Origin of the sequence: Robertmurraya korlensis, assembly GCF_023715225.1 — a bacterium.
Taxonomy (GTDB): domain Bacteria; phylum Bacillota; class Bacilli; order Bacillales; family Cytobacillaceae; genus Robertmurraya_A.
Genome location: NZ_JAMBNS010000013.1, coordinates 92,168 through 111,240, shown reverse-complemented (window position 1 = coordinate 111,240; position 19,073 = coordinate 92,168). Strand labels below are relative to the sequence as shown.

16 protein-coding genes and 1 rRNA gene are annotated in these 19,073 nt (G+C 38.1%); 8 read left to right on the top strand and 9 right to left on the bottom strand.

Going from position 1 to position 19,073, the window contains the following annotated elements:
• The 9 genes from M3175_RS20440 to dnaA all read right to left on the bottom strand — a co-directional run.
• Window positions 1-86: ribosomal RNA gene (locus M3175_RS20440) — 16S ribosomal RNA — on the bottom strand; the annotation flags it as partial.
• 302 nt (window positions 87-388) lie between these two features.
• Entirely contained in the window at window positions 389-1,486 is a 1,098-nt protein-coding gene (locus tag M3175_RS20435; protein ID WP_251523024.1) for an HD-GYP domain-containing protein, read from the bottom strand.
• Between the two features lie 88 nt (window positions 1,487-1,574).
• Window positions 1,575-4,079 carry a DNA gyrase subunit A gene (gene gyrA / locus M3175_RS20430; RefSeq protein ID WP_285852370.1) on the bottom strand — a complete coding sequence of 835 codons (2,505 nt, stop codon included), beginning with the start codon at window positions 4,077-4,079 and terminating at the stop codon, window positions 1,575-1,577.
• Between the two features lie 88 nt (window positions 4,080-4,167).
• Window positions 4,168-6,090, bottom strand: a complete 1,923-nt coding sequence (gene gyrB, locus M3175_RS20425) for a DNA topoisomerase (ATP-hydrolyzing) subunit B (protein WP_251523030.1) — start codon at window positions 6,088-6,090, stop codon at window positions 4,168-4,170.
• Between the two features lie 103 nt (window positions 6,091-6,193).
• Window positions 6,194-6,439, bottom strand: a complete 246-nt coding sequence (gene remB, locus M3175_RS20420; RefSeq protein WP_251523022.1) for an extracellular matrix regulator RemB — start codon at window positions 6,437-6,439, stop codon at window positions 6,194-6,196.
• 9 nt (window positions 6,440-6,448) lie between these two features.
• A complete protein-coding gene (gene recF / locus M3175_RS20415) occupies window positions 6,449-7,567 on the bottom strand; it encodes a DNA replication/repair protein RecF (protein WP_251523020.1) in 1,119 nt (372 codons plus the stop codon).
• A 68-nt stretch (window positions 7,568-7,635) separates the two neighbouring features.
• On the bottom strand, window positions 7,636-7,848 hold the full coding sequence (gene yaaA, locus M3175_RS20410) for a S4 domain-containing protein YaaA (protein ID WP_160547692.1): 213 nt from the start codon (window positions 7,846-7,848) through the stop codon (window positions 7,636-7,638).
• A gap of 128 nt (window positions 7,849-7,976) precedes the next feature.
• A complete protein-coding gene (dnaN, locus tag M3175_RS20405) occupies window positions 7,977-9,113 on the bottom strand; it encodes a DNA polymerase III subunit beta (RefSeq protein ID WP_251523018.1) in 1,137 nt (378 codons plus the stop codon).
• Between the two features lie 180 nt (window positions 9,114-9,293).
• Complete coding sequence (gene dnaA / locus M3175_RS20400) at window positions 9,294-10,640, bottom strand: chromosomal replication initiator protein DnaA (protein WP_251523016.1); 1,347 nt, start codon at window positions 10,638-10,640, stop codon at window positions 9,294-9,296.
• A 643-nt stretch (window positions 10,641-11,283) separates the two neighbouring features.
• Between dnaA and rpmH the strand changes: the two genes are divergently transcribed.
• The 8 genes from rpmH (at window position 11,284) to noc (ending at window position 19,058) form a co-directional block, all read left to right on the top strand.
• Window positions 11,284-11,418 (top strand): 50S ribosomal protein L34, encoded by a 135-nt coding sequence (rpmH, locus tag M3175_RS20395; protein WP_066059809.1) that lies wholly within the window; start codon window positions 11,284-11,286, stop codon window positions 11,416-11,418.
• Window positions 11,419-11,574: 156 nt separating this feature from the next.
• Window positions 11,575-11,934, top strand: coding sequence for a ribonuclease P protein component (rnpA, locus tag M3175_RS20390; protein ID WP_251523015.1), 360 nt, complete (start codon window positions 11,575-11,577; stop codon window positions 11,932-11,934).
• A 159-nt stretch (window positions 11,935-12,093) separates the two neighbouring features.
• Window positions 12,094-12,870: a YidC family membrane integrase SpoIIIJ gene (gene spoIIIJ, locus M3175_RS20385; protein WP_251523014.1), complete on the top strand. Its 777-nt coding sequence runs from the start codon at window positions 12,094-12,096 to the stop codon at window positions 12,868-12,870.
• Window positions 12,867-13,487, top strand: coding sequence for an RNA-binding cell elongation regulator Jag/EloR (gene jag, locus M3175_RS20380; RefSeq protein WP_251523013.1), 621 nt, complete (start codon window positions 12,867-12,869; stop codon window positions 13,485-13,487). Before spoIIIJ ends, jag begins: the two co-directional genes overlap by 4 nt.
• Before the next feature lie 500 nt (window positions 13,488-13,987).
• Complete coding sequence (gene mnmE / locus M3175_RS20375) at window positions 13,988-15,373, top strand: tRNA uridine-5-carboxymethylaminomethyl(34) synthesis GTPase MnmE (RefSeq protein ID WP_251523012.1); 1,386 nt, start codon at window positions 13,988-13,990, stop codon at window positions 15,371-15,373.
• Between the two features lie 29 nt (window positions 15,374-15,402).
• On the top strand, window positions 15,403-17,295 hold the full coding sequence (gene mnmG / locus M3175_RS20370) for a tRNA uridine-5-carboxymethylaminomethyl(34) synthesis enzyme MnmG (protein WP_251523011.1): 1,893 nt from the start codon (window positions 15,403-15,405) through the stop codon (window positions 17,293-17,295).
• Window positions 17,296-17,331: 36 nt separating this feature from the next.
• Complete coding sequence (gene rsmG, locus M3175_RS20365; protein ID WP_251523010.1) at window positions 17,332-18,048, top strand: 16S rRNA (guanine(527)-N(7))-methyltransferase RsmG; 717 nt, start codon at window positions 17,332-17,334, stop codon at window positions 18,046-18,048.
• A 140-nt stretch (window positions 18,049-18,188) separates the two neighbouring features.
• Window positions 18,189-19,058 carry a nucleoid occlusion protein gene (noc, locus tag M3175_RS20360; protein ID WP_251523009.1) on the top strand — a complete coding sequence of 290 codons (870 nt, stop codon included), beginning with the start codon at window positions 18,189-18,191 and terminating at the stop codon, window positions 19,056-19,058.
• Window positions 19,059-19,073: the final 15 nt, after the last annotated feature.

Sequence of the window (19,073 nt, the reverse complement as noted above, 5' to 3'; positions counted from 1 at the left end):
GCAAGCTTCCTCCAAGTCCGCTCGACTTGCATGTATTAGGCACGCCGCCAGCGTTCGTCCTGAGCCAGGATCAAACTCTCCAATAAAGAGTAAGATTAGCTCTTAAAGTTAAAACGTTGGCTAGTGTATATTTCAACACCAATCATTTTTTTTGTTGACGTATGATTTGTTTAGTTTTCAAAGAACAATTTCTATCGCAACGAGGCGACTTTAATAATATATCATGTTCACCAACTCATTTCAACTACTTTTTTAAAAAAGTTTTTAATAAAATATAAAGTACTTGGTGAGTTGACTTTTATTAGTATAGCAAGCCACTAATTATTATTCAACAACTAATAATTGGAAAACACAAGAGCCAGATAATTTAGTATCTGGCTCAACCATTCTAAGGAATCTTTACTTCATCGATAAAGATCATTCGGTTTCTCTGCAAATGAATAATCTCATTAGTAGGGAATACTTTTACAAGTGGTCTTGTAGGTGCATTCTCATCAATAAAAAGAATTTCAGCTTCTTGTCCATTTGAAAGTTTTACTAAACTCCCAATAGAAATATTCATAATTCCCGCTTGAAGTGCACGGATGGAGGCAATATCAAACTGTCCAAATAAATCTTGGAGCATCATCTCCAAAACTTTAAAAGGAGATTGTTTTTTTCGATACAAACGTTGCGAAGTCATTGCATGGAAGGTGTCAGCTACCCCAATAATTTTTGCATACTGGTGGATTTTCTGTCCCTTTTCTCCTAATGGGTACCCACTTCCATCCAAACGCTCATGATGCTGGAAAATGGCAATTTTACCAGCCTCTCTAATAAAAGGGGTACTCTGAATAAGTCTATAGCTATTTGTCGGGTGGTTTTTTACTTCTTGATACTCCTCTTGTGTAAGGGGGGTTCTCTTATTTAATATTCCTTCAGAAAGCTTTGCCATTCCACAATCGCTTAATGTTCCAGCCAAAGCAACCTGAACAATCTCCCCTTTATTAAAACCTAGTTTCTTAGAGATAAAACTGCTAATTAATCCAACTGCAACCGCATGCTGGTATAAATAGTCTTCCTCAGTAGAGAAGTGGTGAAGTTGAAACAGATCTGCTTGATTTTGATCTATTTTTTCGATTAACGGAAAGATAATACTTCTTACCTTTGTGACATCTACTGGCAAACCTGCCTGCCAGCTTCGAAATTCTTTTTTAAAGCTTCTTGATGCTTGAAGAAAGAGTTCGGTGAATGTAAGTTCCCTTTGCTCTTCATTTTCCTCACGTCTCACTTCTTCGTCATCCAAAAGAATCTCATTAGGAATAAAAGGATGACCGCTAGACAGAGTCTTTTCAACCTCTATTTCAGGTACTAAGAAGGCTTTTAACACTTCAAGCAATTCGGAAGTTAACACTGTTTTCTTCGGGACAATTGCCCTACCTGAAGACCCAATAACATCTTCAGAAAGAATGCACCCTTCTTGAACTTCTTTTATCAGAACTCGCACTAATTACACCCTCTAGCAATAATATTCTTAGTCTATTTTACCCAATTCATAAAAAAAGAGGAACATAATAATGTCCCTCTCTTGAAAATTATTCTTCATCCGCCGGTTCAATATCTTGTGACTCTTCATCTTCACCAGTGATGACATCTTCTTTTTCTTCTTCTTTTTCAACCATTGCTACAGTTGCTACAAATTCTTCTTCTGACTCATTCAATCTGATCAATCTCACACCTTGTGTATTTCTTCCCATTGTTGAGATATCACTAACCGCCATACGGATTAAAACTCCGCCGGTAGTAATTAGCATGACGTCTTCTTCACCTGTTACAGCCTTCATCGCAACTAAGCTTCCGTTTTTATCTGTAATGTTACATGTTTTGATCCCTTTACCACCACGCCCTTGAATTCTATATTCTTCGGCAGGTGTACGTTTACCATATCCATTCTTAGTAACAATTAATATTTCTGTATTCTCTTCAAGTACTTCCATTCCAACAACTTCATCAGTTTCATCAATGTTGATTCCTTTAACTCCTGTTGCAGTACGCCCCATAGAGCGAACATCCGTTTCAGGGAAACGAATAAGTAACCCGTTCTTCGTTCCAATAATAATTTCTTTGCTTCCATCTGTAAGACGAACGGAAATCAATTCATCTTCCTCACGTAAGTTCAAGGCAATTAAACCATTGTTTCGAATATTTGCAAAGGAAGTGAGTGGAGATCGTTTCGATATTCCTTCCTTGGTTGTAAAGAACAGGAACCAGTCATCTACAAACTCTGAAACAGGGATAATGGCATTTACCCATTCTCCTTTATCCACTTCAAGTAGATTGATGATAGGAATTCCTTTTGCTGTTCTGGAGAATTCAGGAATTTCATACCCTTTTGAACGATACACTTTCCCTTTGTTTGTAAAGAATAGAATTGTATCATGAGTGGACGTTGTAACAAGATGTTCAACGAAATCATCCTCATTCGTTCCCATTCCTTGTATTCCTCGACCACCACGTTTTTGCGCACGGTAGGTTGAAACTGGAAGGCGTTTGATGTATCCATTATGAGTTAACGAAATAACGATATTCTCAACCGGAATTAAATCCTCATCTTCAATGTTTTCGACTCCACCCGTTACGATTTCAGTACGACGCTTATCGTTGAAACGTTCTTTAATTTCAGATAGTTCTTCTCTAATAATTTCAAGAACCTTCTCTTCGTTTGCTAAAATTTCCTTTAGCTCTGCAATTAACTTCACAAGGCTTTGATACTCTTCCTCGATTTTTTCGCGTTCTAAACCGGTTAAACGCTGTAATCGCATATCTAAAATTGCCTGAGCTTGCTTTTCAGAAAGCTCAAAGGTAGTCATTAACCCCTCACGAGCGATATCCGTTGTTTGTGAAGAACGAATTAAGCTAATAACTGCGTCTAAATGATCAAGCGCAATTCGTAATCCATCTAAAATGTGAGCACGTGCTTCTGCTTTTCGTAATTCAAATTCTGTTCTTCTTCGAATGACTACTTTTTGATGATCTAGGTAGTAAACTAAACACTGCTTTAAATTTAAAACCTTAGGTTGTCCATTTACTAAAGCTAATGTGTTAATTCCAAAACTCGTTTGTAAAGCCGTCTGCTTGTAAAGATTATTTAATAATACATTGGCATTTGCATCCTTACGAACCTCAATAACAATACGCATACCATTTCGATCTGATTCATCACGAAGATCTGTAATACCATCAATTTTTTTCTCACGGGCTAGCTCAGCAATTTTCTCAATAAGCTTTGCCTTATTTACCTGGTATGGAATTTCGTTGACAATGATAACTTCCTTGCCATTTGCTTTTTGTTCTATGACAACCTTTGCTCGTAATGTAATGGAACCTCTGCCTGTTTCGTAAGCCTTTCGGATCCCACTTCGACCTAGTATTAATCCGCCCGTTGGAAAATCGGGACCTGGGATGATCTCCATAAGCTCCGCAGTCGTGATTTCAGGGTCTTTACTTACAGCTAAGACACCATCAATAACTTCACCTAGTTGGTGCGGGGGGATATTCGTTGCCATTCCAACTGCAATCCCTGTTGTTCCATTGACAAGAAGATTCGGGAAACGAGCAGGTAGAACAACTGGCTCTTTTTCTTCTCCATCATAGTTATCTTGATAATCAATCGTGTCTTTATTTATATCTCGCAACAGTTCCATTGAGATTTTTGACATTCTTGATTCTGTATAACGCATCGCTGCCGCTGAATCTCCATCAACAGATCCAAAGTTTCCATGGCCATCTACAAGCATGTAACGGTAGTTAAAGTCCTGAGCCATACGTACCATTGTTTCATACACCGCTGAGTCTCCGTGCGGGTGGTATTTACCTATTACATCCCCAACGATACGAGCAGACTTTTTATATGGCTTGTCAGAATGCATTCCAAGGTCATGCATGGCATATAAAATACGACGGTGAACAGGCTTTAATCCATCTCTAACATCTGGCAAAGCACGGGAGACGATTACGCTCATCGCATAGTCTAGGAATGAAGTCTTCATTTCTTGGCTTATATTAATTTCTTTAATTTGTGAATTTGGTGTTTCAGCCAACGTGTGTACCTCCTTTAAAGCTAATGATGATCCTTTGTAAGCCTTCTATGAAAAGAAAAGGAGGATAGTGGTTACCCTCTACCCTTTTTTAAATATCTAAGTTTTTCACGTATTGTGCGTTTGCTTCGATAAAGTTACGACGTGGCTCTACTTTATCTCCCATTAGCATTTCGAATGTTTCATCAGCTTCAATGGCATCTTGAAGACTAACCTGCAACATGGTTCTAGTCTCAGGGTTCATGGTTGTTTCCCAAAGCTGATCAGGGTTCATTTCACCTAATCCTTTGTAACGTTGAATATTAGGTTTCGGTTGACTCGGAAGCTCTGCGAAAATACGGTCTAATTCTTTATCGTTATAGGCATATTCAATGCGTTTCCCTTGTTGAACTTTGTATAACGGTGGCTGAGCGATATAAATATAACCGGCCTCTAAGATTTGTCTCATATATCGATAGAAGAATGTTAGAATCAGTGTTCGAATATGCGCACCGTCCACATCGGCATCCGTCATAATTACAACTTTATGATAGCGAGCTTTCGAAAGATCAAAGTCTTCGCCAATCCCCGTTCCGATGGCTGTAATCATAGCACGAACTTCATTATTTGAAAGAATTTTATCCAATCTTGCTTTTTCTACGTTAAGGATTTTCCCTCTAAGTGGAAGAATCGCTTGGAAATGACGGTCACGTCCTTGTTTTGCTGACCCACCCGCTGAGTCTCCCTCAACGATATATATCTCACTGATTTCAGGATCTTTGGAAGAGCAGTCCGCAAGCTTACCTGGTAAGCTCGATACCTCAAGGGCACTCTTTCGACGTGTTAACTCTCTCGCTTTTTTGGCAGCTAAACGGGCTCTTGCCGCCATTAAGCCTTTTTCAACTATTTTTCTAGCAACTGTAGGGTTTTCAAGAAGAAACTTATCCAGTGCTTCGGCAAAAATCGTATCTGTTGCTGCTCTTACCTCTGAGTTACCAAGTTTCGTTTTTGTTTGGCCTTCAAACTGTGGATCTGGATGTTTAATTGATACAATAGCTGTTAACCCTTCTCGTACATCATCACCAGACAGATTCGAATCGTTTTCTTTGATCTGACCATATTTTCTCGCATAGTCATTTATGATTCTTGTTAGAGCTGTTTTAAAACCAGATTCATGTGTCCCACCTTCATGGGTATGAATATTGTTCGCAAACGAGTAAATATTACTTGTATAACTATCATTGTATTGAATGGCGACCTCGATGGTAATTCCCTCTTTTTCGCCTTCAATAAAGATGGGCTCTTCATGTAGAACTTCCTTTGATCGGTTTAAGTGCTCTACATAAGACTTTATACCGCCTTCATAGTAATACTGATTGCCCTTATTTTCTTCACGCTTATCTTCAATCGTTATTTTTAACCCTTTGTTTAAAAAGGCAAGTTCACGGATACGATTAGCAAGGGTCTCATAATCATACTCAAGAGTCTCAGTGAAAATTTCACTATCTGGGACAAAGTGAATGGTCGTACCTGTATGGTCTGTTTCTCCGATCACTTCTAGGTCAGCAACAGGCACTCCACGCTCAAATTTCTGGTAGTGAATTTTCCCTTCACGATGAACATACACTTCTAATAACGTGGATAGCGCATTAACTACAGACGCACCAACTCCGTGAAGTCCTCCTGAAACTTTATAACCTCCGCCACCAAACTTTCCGCCAGCATGAAGGACAGTCATAATAACTTCAACGGCTGGTCTTCCCATCTTTTCATGGATCCCGACAGGAATTCCACGTCCATTATCAATAACTGTAATGCTATTATCCTTTTCAATTACAACATTTATCTCTGTACAGAAGCCAGCTAAAGCTTCGTCAATACTATTGTCAACGATTTCCCAAACTAAATGGTGGAGTCCTTTGACACTTGTGGAACCAATATACATCCCCGGTCTTTTTCTTACGGCTTCAAGACCTTCCAGAACCTGTATCTGATTTTCATCATATGATTGTTCTTGGACTTCTTTTTGTTCCATTGCCATAAACCGTTCACCTACTCTTTCTTTCACAATTAAGCAAAAATCAACTGATTTTCGCGTACCATATATATTTTCACTTAGCCAAAGAGCTAAGATTATTCTAATACTGAGCTGTTAATTTATAAGAGCGTTTTTTTAATGTTCCAGATGATAACGGTGAATAATAGATTTTATCTTTTGTGATCACGATAGATTTATATCCACCTTTCGAAAGGTCCACTACCTCTGATCGATCATGTATTAAAAATTCATTCATCTGTGATGATGAGACAACACTTTCTTTGCTTATGATGGCAACGATATCTATTGCTCGAACCAAAGTCTCTTCTCCAATATGAACATACATATGACCACCTCATAAGATTTGTTTAATCGTCCCACTATCAACGGTAAAGGTTGACGCTTCTTTTAATGTTTGATGGTCAATTCCATCTACATTTGTTGTTGTCACAAATGTTTGTACCTTACCCTGAATGGTGTTTAACAAGTGAGATTGGCGATAATCATCCAGCTCTGAAAGAACATCATCTAAAAGCAAAATCGGGTATTCTCCAATTTCTGAATGAATAAGTTCAATTTCTGCAAGCTTGACGGATAATGCAGTCGTCCGTTGCTGGCCTTGAGATCCAAAAGTTTGTACATCCCGACCATTCACAAAAAAGAGCATATCATCTCGATGAGGTCCAAACAGTGTCGTGCCACGTTCGATCTCTCTTGTTTTTATTTTATCAAATTTATGAGTAAATACTTCTACCATTTTCGACAAATCTTGCTCTTCTGATACATCAACAGAAGGTTTATACTCAATCTTTAACGTTTCTAGTCCTCTGGAGATTCCACTATGGATAGGAATAGCCCATTTTTGAAGTAAATGGAGAAATTCATAACGTTTGGAAACGATACGAACAGCCTTGTCAATAAATTGCTCCGTTAAAATATCGAGCATCGTTTCGTCTGATTGCTTTTTAATCTGTAACATTTTTAAATAATGGTTTCTTTGCTGAAGGATTTTCTGATATTGCCCTATTTCATGAAGATAAATTGGGGATACTTGTCCTATCTCCATATCTATAAATCGCCTTCTAACCTGCGGACTCCCTTTCACAAGTGTAAGATCCTCAGGCGCAAACATAACCACATTCATATTCCCTACATACTGACTTAATTTTTGCTGCTCAAGATGATTGCATTTTGCCTTTTTTCCTTTTTTAGAAATAATCAGCTGCATTGGGAGAGGACCGTGACTCTTTTTTACCCGTCCCTCTATTGTAGCATATTCTTCATCCCAGCGAATAAGTTCTTTATCATTAGAGGTTCGATGAGATTTAGCCATGGCTAATACGTAGATGGATTCCATGACATTTGTTTTCCCTTGAGCATTTTCACCTAAGATGACATTAACCTTGTTTTCAAAATTAATAGTCAAATCTTCGTAATTCCGATAATTTTTTAACCCTAAATGCTCAATATACATATTCAAAACATCCTTTATCCCTATACAGTAAGCGAGACTTCAACACATATGTCGAAGCCTGCTTCCTTTTACATGACAATGTATGAACCGATGGTAGGAATTTCAACAACATCTCCAGCTCTAAGCTTTCGACCTCTCCTTTGATCTTGCTCATTATTGACAAATATTTCATGTTCACTCAGGAACCACTTTGCCATTCCTCCGGTATCTATAACACCTGCTAGCTTTAAAAATTGACCTAACGTAATATACTCTGTGTCAATTTTCACTTCTTCTCTCAAATAGCCTCACTCTTTTCTCGTAATTTTTCATGACGAGTGTTTTTCGTGTCTACTCTTTATTTTACTAAAAATTTGGTTTGTATACAAAGGGTTAAACGAAAAGCCACCAGAGAACTGGCAGCTTATTCTTAATATGTTCTTACAGGGAGAATCAATTGCAGAATTGAATCGTCATTTAAAGGTTGGATAATAAACGGTCTCATTGCCCCTGTAAAACTAATTTTTATTTCTTGCCCTTCTAGAGCTTTTAATGCGTCCATTACATATTTTGCACTAAAAGATATTTTTAACTCTTCACCAGTAATGGCTTGCGCTTGAAGCTCTTCCACTACTTTTCCGATTTCTGGTGTATTAGAAGATACCTCTATCACTTTTTCTTCAATCGTTGAAAATTTAACTACGTTATTTCTTCCTTCTCTTGCTAACAAGGAAGCACGATCAATGGATTGTAAAAACTCTTTTGTATTAACAGTTATTTCTGTCTTACTTTCTGACGGAATCAATCGAGTGGTATCAGGGTAGTTACCTTCGAGCAATCTAGAGAAAAACAATAAATGCTTAGCTTTAAATAACACTTGATTTTCTGTTATGACAATATCAACTAGGTCATTTGTATCATCTAGAATTTTACTCAATTCATTTAAGCTTTTCCCTGGAATCACTACATTGTAATTCACGTCGTTCTCAATATCGACCTTTGCTTTTCTCAAAGCTAATCTATGACTATCTGTTGCAATACAGATTAATTCTCCGTTTTCGACCTTCCAGTTTACACCTGTCAACACCGGACGTGTTTCTGAGGTGGACACTGCAAAAACGGTTTGACGAATAAGGACTTTTAGAAGGTCTGTACGGATCTTAAAAGCATTTTGCTCTTCAATTTGTGGTAAGTGCGGATACTCTTCTGCATCAAGACCATTCAAATTAAATTCAGATTTACCTGAACGAATAACGGTTTGGAAATGATTTTGAACATCTATTTCAACTGTATCAGTAGGTAACTTCTTTACGATTTCACTGAAAAACTTTGCTTGAAGAACGATAGAACCTGTTTGTTTGATTTCAACAAGTTCATCACCAGCTTCTTCTTTAGGTATAAATGATTCTATGGAAATGTCTGAGTCACTACCAGTTAATGTAACACCATCTTCAGTTACAACCATTTTTATACCGGTTAAGATTGGGATAGTTGTTCTGCTAGTTACTGCTTTCATTACATCCTGAACGCTTTGAACTAAACGGTCCCTTTGAATAATAAAACGCATAAAAAAAGTCCCCCCGTATGAATGGAATATCAGGTATATTTATATATTTTTTTTATTAAAAAATAGTAGAAGTAATAGTAGGGCCTGTGATTATGTGGATAACTCCCTTGGATGAAAGGAAATACAGCCTATCCACATGTGGACAGACTGTGAGTAAACAAGTGAAAGTTATACACAGTATTAAATTTTCAAAAGCTCATTAATTTCATTCAATTGTTTTTGGAATTGAGAATCTGTTTGAATCAGCTTTGAAATTTTTTCATGAGCATGAATAACGGTCGTGTGATCTCGACCTCCGAACTCTTCACCAATCTTCGGAAGGGAAAAGTCGGTTAATTCTCTTGATAAATACATAGCAATTTGTCTAGGGAAAGCGACAGATTTCGTCCGCTTTTTTGCTTTGAAATCCTCAAGCTTTACATTAAAGTGCTCTCCAACCACTCGTTGAATCTCATGAATCGTAATGACTCGTGGCTTTGAACTAGGAATAATATCTTTCAAAGCTTCTGCAGCTAAATCAGCATTAATATCTTTATTTATTAGGGAAGAATAGGCAACCACTCGAATTAGTGCACCTTCTAGCTCTCTAATATTGGAATCAATTTGATTAGCTATATATAGCATAACTTCGTTAGGAATATCTAATCCCTCAGCCTTTGCCTTTTTACGAAGAATCGCAATCCTTGTTTCTAAATCTGGCGGTGTGATGTCTGTGATTAATCCCCATTCAAAGCGTGAACGGAGTCGATCTTCAAGCGTCGGGATTTCCTTCGGCGGACGGTCACTGGATATCACAATTTGCTTACTTTCTTCATGAAGTGTATTAAACGTATGGAAAAATTCCTCTTGGGTTTGTTCTTTTCCAGCAAGAAACTGAATATCATCAATAAGAAGAACATCTACATTGCGATATTTATTTCTAAAATCAACGGCTTTATTGTCTCGAATAGAGTTAATGAACTCATTCGTAAATTTTTCAGAAGATAAATAAACAACCTTTGCAGATGGGTTATGATCCTGTACATAGTGCCCAATCGCATGCATAAGGTGGGTTTTTCCTAAACCTACGCCCCCGTATATAAAAAGAGGATTATATGCTTTTGCAGGTGCTTCAGCGACTGCTAGTGAAGCAGCATGGGCGAATCGGTTCCCAGAACCAATAACAAATGTATCAAAAGTATATTTCGGATTGAGCATATTTAACGGTAGCTCTTGATGGTCATCATCTTTAATATTGCGTTTTTGTGGGATAGGAATTTCATCTTCCAATTCATTTTGATTTTGAGGAATGATGAATTTTACCCCTAGTTCTTCTCCGGTTATATCGTAGAGAATTCCAGCGATTAATTGCGAATAACGTTCTTCTAGCCAGTCACGAGCAAATTCATTTGGAGCCGTTACGGTTAACGTATCACCTTGCAAAGAATGGGCTTTAGTAGATTTTAGCCACGTTTCAAAGCTGGGTTTGCTTATTTTTTTCTCTATATTGGCTAACGCGTTATTCCAAAGATCCGAAATATTTTCCAAACTGATCCCTCCTTTTAGGAATATAAATGCCATCTTTGAAGCGGCTAAACAGTCTACTATTTTTTCTATGTTTCCCGTAAGGATCACAAAAAAACATAGGTTATACAAGCTGTACAACCTATAAATTTATAAATATACAAATCTTTTAATGTGGGTAAGTATATATATAAGAAGTAATGAGGAATTTCGACAATATCCACGACTTGTGGACAACGTTCTACATAGGCTCTGAATAACCTATCCACAAGATATCCACAATCTGTGGATAGTCTATTTATCCACATGTTTTTATCCAGAGTGAAAACACAATAATAATATCAAATAAATTAAGTAGACGCAATGGTTTTTTAAGTTTATCCACAACAAGTACAAGCTGTGAGTATTATTTGTCCACAACGAGAGAATCTGTGAAAAAGCTGTCAATAAGCGCTGTGGATAATGGAGAAACGTGTCGAAAGTTATTAACAGTCGCTGAAAAATATATTTTGGAGGTGCTTTGCCCAACATTTAAAATCAAAGAAGATCGTTTCTGCTATTCTGTCTGTCAAAAGGAGTCGAAGATAGGCTATTGACTTTTTTTATAGGTCGCCTCTATAATTAGAAGGACTGTCTTTAAAGTTATTCCTCAGGGAGGTGTCATATAATGAAAAGAACGTACCAACCAAATAAGCGTAAACACAGCAAAGTTCACGGTTTCCGTAGTCGTATGAGCTCTGCAAACGGACGTAAAGTATTAGCACGTCGTCGTCGTAAAGGAAGAAAAGTATTATCTGCTTAGGCCACTGAAACGTCAGTGGTCTTTTTTCTCATTCAGGTGGAAGAAGAAGAGTTCGATTTATGTATAGATGTTCACACAGAAGAAAATAATGGGAAGGGCAGTGTGCGCCTCCAGAAGCTAGAGCACTTGCTTTAATCTAGATCGTAGGTGTAAAGAATGAAAAAGGAATTTCGAGTTAAAAAGAATAAAGAATACCAAGAGATATATAAAAAGGGGAATTCTGTAGCGAATCGTCAATTTGTGGTTTATTTGCGAAGTGTTCCAGAACAAACTCATTTTCGTGTTGGTTTGTCTGTTAGCAAGAAGATTGGAAACGCTGTAACTCGTAATCAAGTGAAAAGGTATATTAGACAATCCCTACTAGAGCTTCAAGATCATATGAAAAATGACTATGATTTGATCATTATTGCGAGAAAACCAGCATCTGATATGACGTTTCATGAAGTAAAGGGAAGTTTAACTCATGTTTTAAAACTTGCGAAGGTTTTAAATGGTAGAGTAGAAAGAAGGAAATAAAATCTTAGTGTTTGCATTTTTTTAAGGAAATGTACTTATAAAAAATGATACAATACACTTGGATTATTAATAGACGAACAAGTAGTGTGTTTCTTTTTTCATCTTAAGATTGAAGTGGACATACTTGGAGGATATTAGATATTAAGGAGGAAAAAACGGTTGAAAAAGAAACTTCTTCTTTTAATCGGCCTCATATTTCTGATGGCACTACTTACGGGCTGTACAGAGTATAATAAGCCGATTACAGCAGAAAGCGAAGGTTTTTGGAACGAGTATATTGTATACCCATTATCGTTATTAATTGTCAAAACAGCGGAGTTTGCTGGTGGAAACTTTGGTTTAGGTATTATTTTAGTTACACTTTTGATTCGTTTGGTGATTTTACCTTTAATGATCAAGCAAACAAAGAGCTCAAAGGCCATGCAAGCTATTCAGCCTGAGATGCAAAAGTTAAGAGAAAAATATAGTTCAAAAGATCAAAAAACGCAACAAAAGCTTCAACAGGAAACAATGGCGCTATTTCAGCAGCATGGAGTAAATCCACTTGCAGGTTGTTTTCCATTACTTATTCAAATGCCAATTCTCATTGGATTTTATCATGCGATTTCTCGTACAAGAGAAATTGCAGAACATAACTTTTTATGGTTTGACCTTGGGTCTCCGGATCCGTTTTATATTTTACCGGTTGTAGCGGGGATCACTACATTCATCCAACAGAAAATCATGATGGCGGGTGTAGAGAATAATCCTCAAATGCAAATGATGCTTTACATTATGCCGGTTATGATTATTGTGTTTGCATTTAACTTCCCAGCTGCTTTATCACTTTATTGGGTAGTAGGGAATATCTTTATGATTGTTCAAACTTATTTTATTAAAGGTCCAGATTTAAAAAAGGTTGCTGAAACTGGTAAATCAGGAGGAGCGAAAAAGTGAGAGAGGTAACTGCTACGGGTAATTCCGTTGAGGAAGCAGTAGCGTCAGCTTTAGCTCAACTAGAAACAACAAGAGATCGTGCAGAAATAGCGATAGTTGACGAAGGGAAGAAGGGGCTATTTGGTATTTTTGGAACCCGCCCGGCTATTGTTAAAGTATCTAAAAAAATTGATGCGATTGAAGAAGCAAAAAACTTTTTAACTGATGTAGCAACCAAAATGGGTTCACCAGTGGATATCGAAGTGATAAAAGAAGGCAAACAAGTTCAATTTATTCTTTCAGGGGAAAAGATTGCTCTCCTCATCGGAAAAAGAGGACAAACTTTAAACTCACTTCAATATTTAACGCAGCTAGTTATTAATCGGTATGCGGACCAGTACGTAAATGTATTGCTTGATGCAGAAGATTATCGTAAAAGAAGAAATGATACACTAATGCAACTGGCTGAAAGACTTGCCTTTAAAGCCGTTCGAACAGGCCAAAGAGTATCACTTGAACCCATGCCTTCGTATGAAAGAAAAGTGATTCATACCGCTTTAATGGAAAATAAACGAGTGAAAACATACTCTGATGGCATCGAGCCAAATCGTTACATCGTGATCACACCGAATAGATAAATGTTAGATAAGCGATCCCGCTTTGCTGGGGTCGTTTTTTTGTGTGTAGGGGGAAATCCAAGGCGCTTCTGCTTTTCTTTGTCCAGCTCCGGAAGCTAGGGGCTCGGGACATAAGCCAAATCTCTCCAGAAGGCAGGCCTTCCTGCGCGATTCGTCTTATGCCTCGCCCCTGACCAAGCTTCCTCCGCTTTTCTTTGTCCAGCTCCAGCGCCTAGCTCCTCGGGTCATAAGTCAAAGTCTTACAGAGGTCAGGACCTCTTTCAGTCTTCGCCTTATGCCTGTCGAAGCTAATCAGGCGCTTCCGCTTTTCTTGTTATTCACATGTGGATAAGTTATGATAGAGCATAATGCGCTTTTTTTATTTGTGGATAATTCTTTTTTATTAGAAATGACTGTGCTATTCTAATAATTTGGGAAAAGATGCTTTTAATGAGTAAAGTTACGTGACATAGATGAAGATAAGGAATATACATGTCCCTTAACGGGAAGAGGTGAAGGCCATGGAATTTGATACAATTGCGGCGATATCGACTCCGCTTGGTGAAGGAGCGATTGCGATTGTTCGTCTGAGTGGAGATGAAGCAATCCAAATTGCCGATAAGTTATTTAGAGGAAAAAGAAATAAACGTTTGATAGAGGTACAAACACATACTATTCATTACGGCCACTTACTGGATCCAAAAACAGGTGAGGTTGCTGAAGAGGTAATGGTGTCTGTTATGAAAGGACCACATACATTTACGAAAGAAGATGTAGTAGAAATCAATTGCCACGGTGGAATTGTGTCGGTGAATCGTGTCCTTCAACTGGTATTACGATCTGGAGCAAGGTTGGCAGAACCAGGTGAATTCACAAAACGTGCCTTTTTAAATGGCAGAATTGATTTATCACAAGCAGAAGCAGTGATGGATTTAATTCGTGCCAAAACGGATCGTGCTATGAACGTAGCACTAGGACAAATGGAAGGTCGTTTATCCAAGCTGATTCAAAGATTGAGACAGGAAATTCTAGAAACCTTGGCTCATGTTGAAGTGAATATCGACTATCCAGAGTATGATGATGTGGAAGAAATGACACATCACATGCTTTTAGAAAAAGCAAATCTCGTTCGGGTAGAAATGAAGAAATTACTCGGAACGTCTCAACAAGGAAAGATCCTACGTGAGGGCTTATCAACGGTGATTGTCGGAAGGCCTAACGTTGGGAAATCCTCCTTACTAAATAGTTTGGTACAGGAAAATAAAGCAATTGTGACGGATATTCCTGGAACGACTCGTGACGTCATTGAAGAGTATGTTAATGTTCGAGGCGTGCCGCTTCGCTTACTAGATACAGCCGGTATTCGTGAGACAGAGGATATCGTTGAAAGAATTGGCGTGGAAAAATCACGTCAAGTCTTAAAAGAAGCAGATCTCATTTTACTAGTTCTGAACTATTCGGATGATTTAACAAAGGAAGATGAAAACCTCTTTAGAGCTGTTGAAGGAATGGATGTTATCGTCATTATTAATAAAACAGATCTTCCTCAAAAGATTGATATGGAGAAAGTTAAAGAACTAACAGGGAAAAGTCCTCTTGTCACGACTTCATTGCTTGAAGACCGAGGCGTCGATGATTTAGAAGAGGCAATTGCTGCTCTTTTCTTCTCTGGATCGATTGAGACAGGTGATATCACGTATGTATCCAATAGTCGACATATCGCCCTACTTCACCAGGCATTACACACTATAGAAGAAGCAATTGCAGGTGTGGAAAGTGGCGTGCCAATTGATATTGTACAGATTGATTTTACAAGAACTTGGGAGCTCTTAGGGGAGATTATTGGAGAATCCATTCATGAAAGCTTAATTGACCAGTTATTCTCGCAGTTCTGTTTAGGTAAATAATTTTTTTATAGATACAAGGAGGCAGCATGATGCAATATAGTGCTGGAAATTATGACGTGATTGTCATTGGAGCGGGACATGCCGGCTGTGAAGCGGGTTTGGCTGCTGCGCGTCAAGGTGCAAAAACATTAATGATTACCATTAATTTAGATATGGTGGCTTTTATGCCATGTAATCCTTCTGTTGGTGGACCAGCAAAAGGAATTGTTGTGCGTGAAATAGATGCTCTCGGTGGAGAAATGGGGAAAAACATCGACAAAACGCATATTCAAATGAGAATGCTGAATACAGGTAAGGGCCCAGCCGTACGTGCATTACGTGCGCAAGCGGATAAATTTAGTTATCAGCATGAAATGAAGAAAACATTAGAAGATGAAAAAAATCTAACACTTGTTCAAGGGATGGTAGAACGTTTAATTGTTGAGGATGGAATATGTAAAGGAGTAATTACAAAGACTGGCGCAACATATGAAGCAAAAACGGTTGTTATTACTACTGGTACCTTCCTTCGTGGAGAAATCATCCTTGGTGAACTAAAGTACTCAAGTGGACCTAATAATCAGCAGCCATCGATTAAGCTTTCCGAACACCTCGAAGAGCTAGGTTTTGATCTTGTTCGGTTTAAAACGGGAACTCCTCCACGTGTGAACAGTCATACCATTGATTACAGCAAAACGGAGATTCAACCTGGTGATGATGAGCCAAGAGCATTTTCGTATGAAACAACCCAATTTATTACGGACCAACTGCCGTGTTGGTTAACCTACACGAGCGAACAGACTCATCAATTAATTGATAATAATTTGCACCGTTCTCCTATGTATTCAGGCATGATCAAAGGAACTGGCCCAAGATACTGCCCTTCTATAGAAGATAAGGTGGTTCGTTTCAACGATAAACCAAGACACCAAATTTTCTTAGAGCCAGAGGGACGAAATACACAAGAGGTATACGTTCAAGGATTATCAACGAGCTTGCCTGAGGAAGTTCAACATCAAATTTTAAAGACCATTCCAGGTCTTGAAAATGTTCAAATGATGAGACCGGGATATGCCATCGAATATGATGCCATCGTTCCGACACAGCTATGGCCAACACTTGAAACAAAAGTGATTCAGAACCTTTACACAGCAGGTCAAATTAATGGGACTTCCGGTTATGAGGAAGCCGCAGGGCAAGGGTTAATGGCTGGTATGAACGCGGGTCGAAAAGCATTAGGTGAAGAAGAAGTCATTCTTAGCCGTTCGGAAGCTTATATAGGGGTATTGATCGATGACCTTGTGACTAAAGGAACGAATGAGCCATACCGATTACTAACTTCCCGTGCCGAATATCGCTTGTTGTTACGTCATGATAATGCCGATTTACGTTTAACAGGAATTGGTCGTAAAGTGGGACTGATCTCTGAAGAGCGCTATGAGCGTTTTTTAACAAAAAAAGCAGCCATAGAAGCAGAGAAGGAACGTCTAGAAGGAATTATCATTAAACCTAAGCCTGAAGTCCAAGAACTTATTAAAGCTCAGGGTGGAAGTGAGTTAAAGGATGGTATCCGGGCTTCGGATCTACTAAAACGACCAGAAATGACGTATCAACATATTGAATCTATTGTCCCATCTGAGAAGGACTTAGATTTTGAAATTAAAGAACAAGTAGAAATCCAAGTGAAATACGAAGGGTATATTGAAAAATCTTTACAACAAGTGGATCGTCTGAAGAAAATGGAGAATAAAAAGATTCCTGATAACATCGACTATGATGCCATTTCTGGAATTGCAACAGAAGCAAAACAAAAAATGAAGCAGGTGCGCCCGTTATCCATCGCTCAAGCATCAAGAATATCAGGAGTAAACCCTGCAGATATCTCCATCTTACTTGTTTATTTGGAACAAGGAAAAATAGCACGTGTTTCAAATGATGCATAACGCTAATTATTTCCGTTGTGAGGAAGAAGGTACCGCATGAATACAGAGTTATTTATTAAAATGTTACAGGAGAAAGAGATTGAACTTTCTCCTCAACAAATTAACCAATATGAACAATATTTTCACTTATTAGTTGAGTGGAATGAAAAGATGAATTTGACAGCTATTACTGAGAAAGAGGACGTCTATTTAAAACATTTTTATGATAGTGTGTCCGCTGCGTTTTATTATGATTTCTCAAAACCGTTAAGCCTTTGTGATGTGGGAGCGGGAGCAGGATTCCCAAGTATTCCAATTAAAATTGCATTTCCTTATCTACAGGTAACTATTGTTGATTCTTTAAATAAACGAATTACATTTTTAGAGAATCTAGCAAAGGAATTACAACTTGATGGAGTAACCTTTATTCATGACCGAGCTGAGACATTTGGTCAAAATAAGGAGTACAGAGAACAATATGATCTAGTTACAGCTCGAGCGGTCGCACGATTATCTGTATTAAGTGAGCTTTGCTTACCGCTTGTCAAGGTAGGTGGAACCTTCGTAGCCATGAAGGCGGCTCATGCAAAAGATGAGTTAGAAATTGGGAAGAAAGCAATTGCTACACTCGGAGGATCATTGAAAGAAACTTATTCATTCTTACTTCCTGTCGAGGAAAGTGAAAGAAATATTATTATTGTAGAAAAGGTTAAATCGACACCAAAAAAATATCCTAGAAAACCTGGGACTCCAAATAAAGCCCCAATTGAATAGAGTTACATTTTAGCTCATTTTATGGCATAATTTTAGTAAGTATGTAGGATAAAATAATCAATCATTGCATGTTTGGGCAGGAACTTGATTTTTTTTATAGAATACATTAATAGGGAGTTTCGTAAAGGTGGTGCAGGGTGATGAAGCAGACTTTCACACGCTTTTTTGGCCTAGGCGAAAAAGAGGGACAAGCTGAGACGGAAGAACAAGTTGACGTATTAAACGAAGCAGATCATGAAGAGATAAAAAAAATACCAATTGATTCAATCGTACCGAATCGCTTCCAACCAAGGACGGTATTTGATGAGGACAAAATTGAAGAACTCTCACGGACGATTCACATTCACGGGATCATCCAACCAATTGTTGTAAGAGAATTTGAAGAAGGTACGTTTGAAATCATCGCTGGTGAGCGAAGATGGAGAGCGATGAAAAAGCTTGGCTGGGATGAAGTCCCTGCCATAGTGAAAAATATGAATGATACAGAAACGGCTTCTGTCGCATTAATAGAAAACCTTCAAAGAGAAGAACTGTCACCAATTGAAGAAGCAATAGCTTATGGGAAACTATTGGAATTACACAATTTAACTCAAGAAGCTCTTGCGCAAAGGCTAGGGAAGGGGCAATCGACCGTAGCCAATAAGCTCCGCCTATTAAAACTGCCGCAAGAGGTGCAAGAAGCATTATTAAATAAATCAATAACTGAAAGACATGCGAGATCTCTCATTCCTTTAAAAGATGCAGAGAAGCAAATAAAATTAGTAGAAGAAATTATCGAGAAAAACCTAAATGTAAAACAAACAGAAGATCGAGTGGCCAAACTTCTAGCAGAAACGTCTGACAAGCCAAAACCGAAACGGAAGGCTTTTAGCAAAGACGTAAGAATTGCTGTTAATACCATTCGTCAATCTCTGTCCATGGTTTCAGATAGTGGCATCAACTTAAACTCGGAAGAGGAAGAATTTGATGATTTCTACCAAATAACAATTAAAATTCCTAAAAAGAAATAATAGATTAAGAGAAGC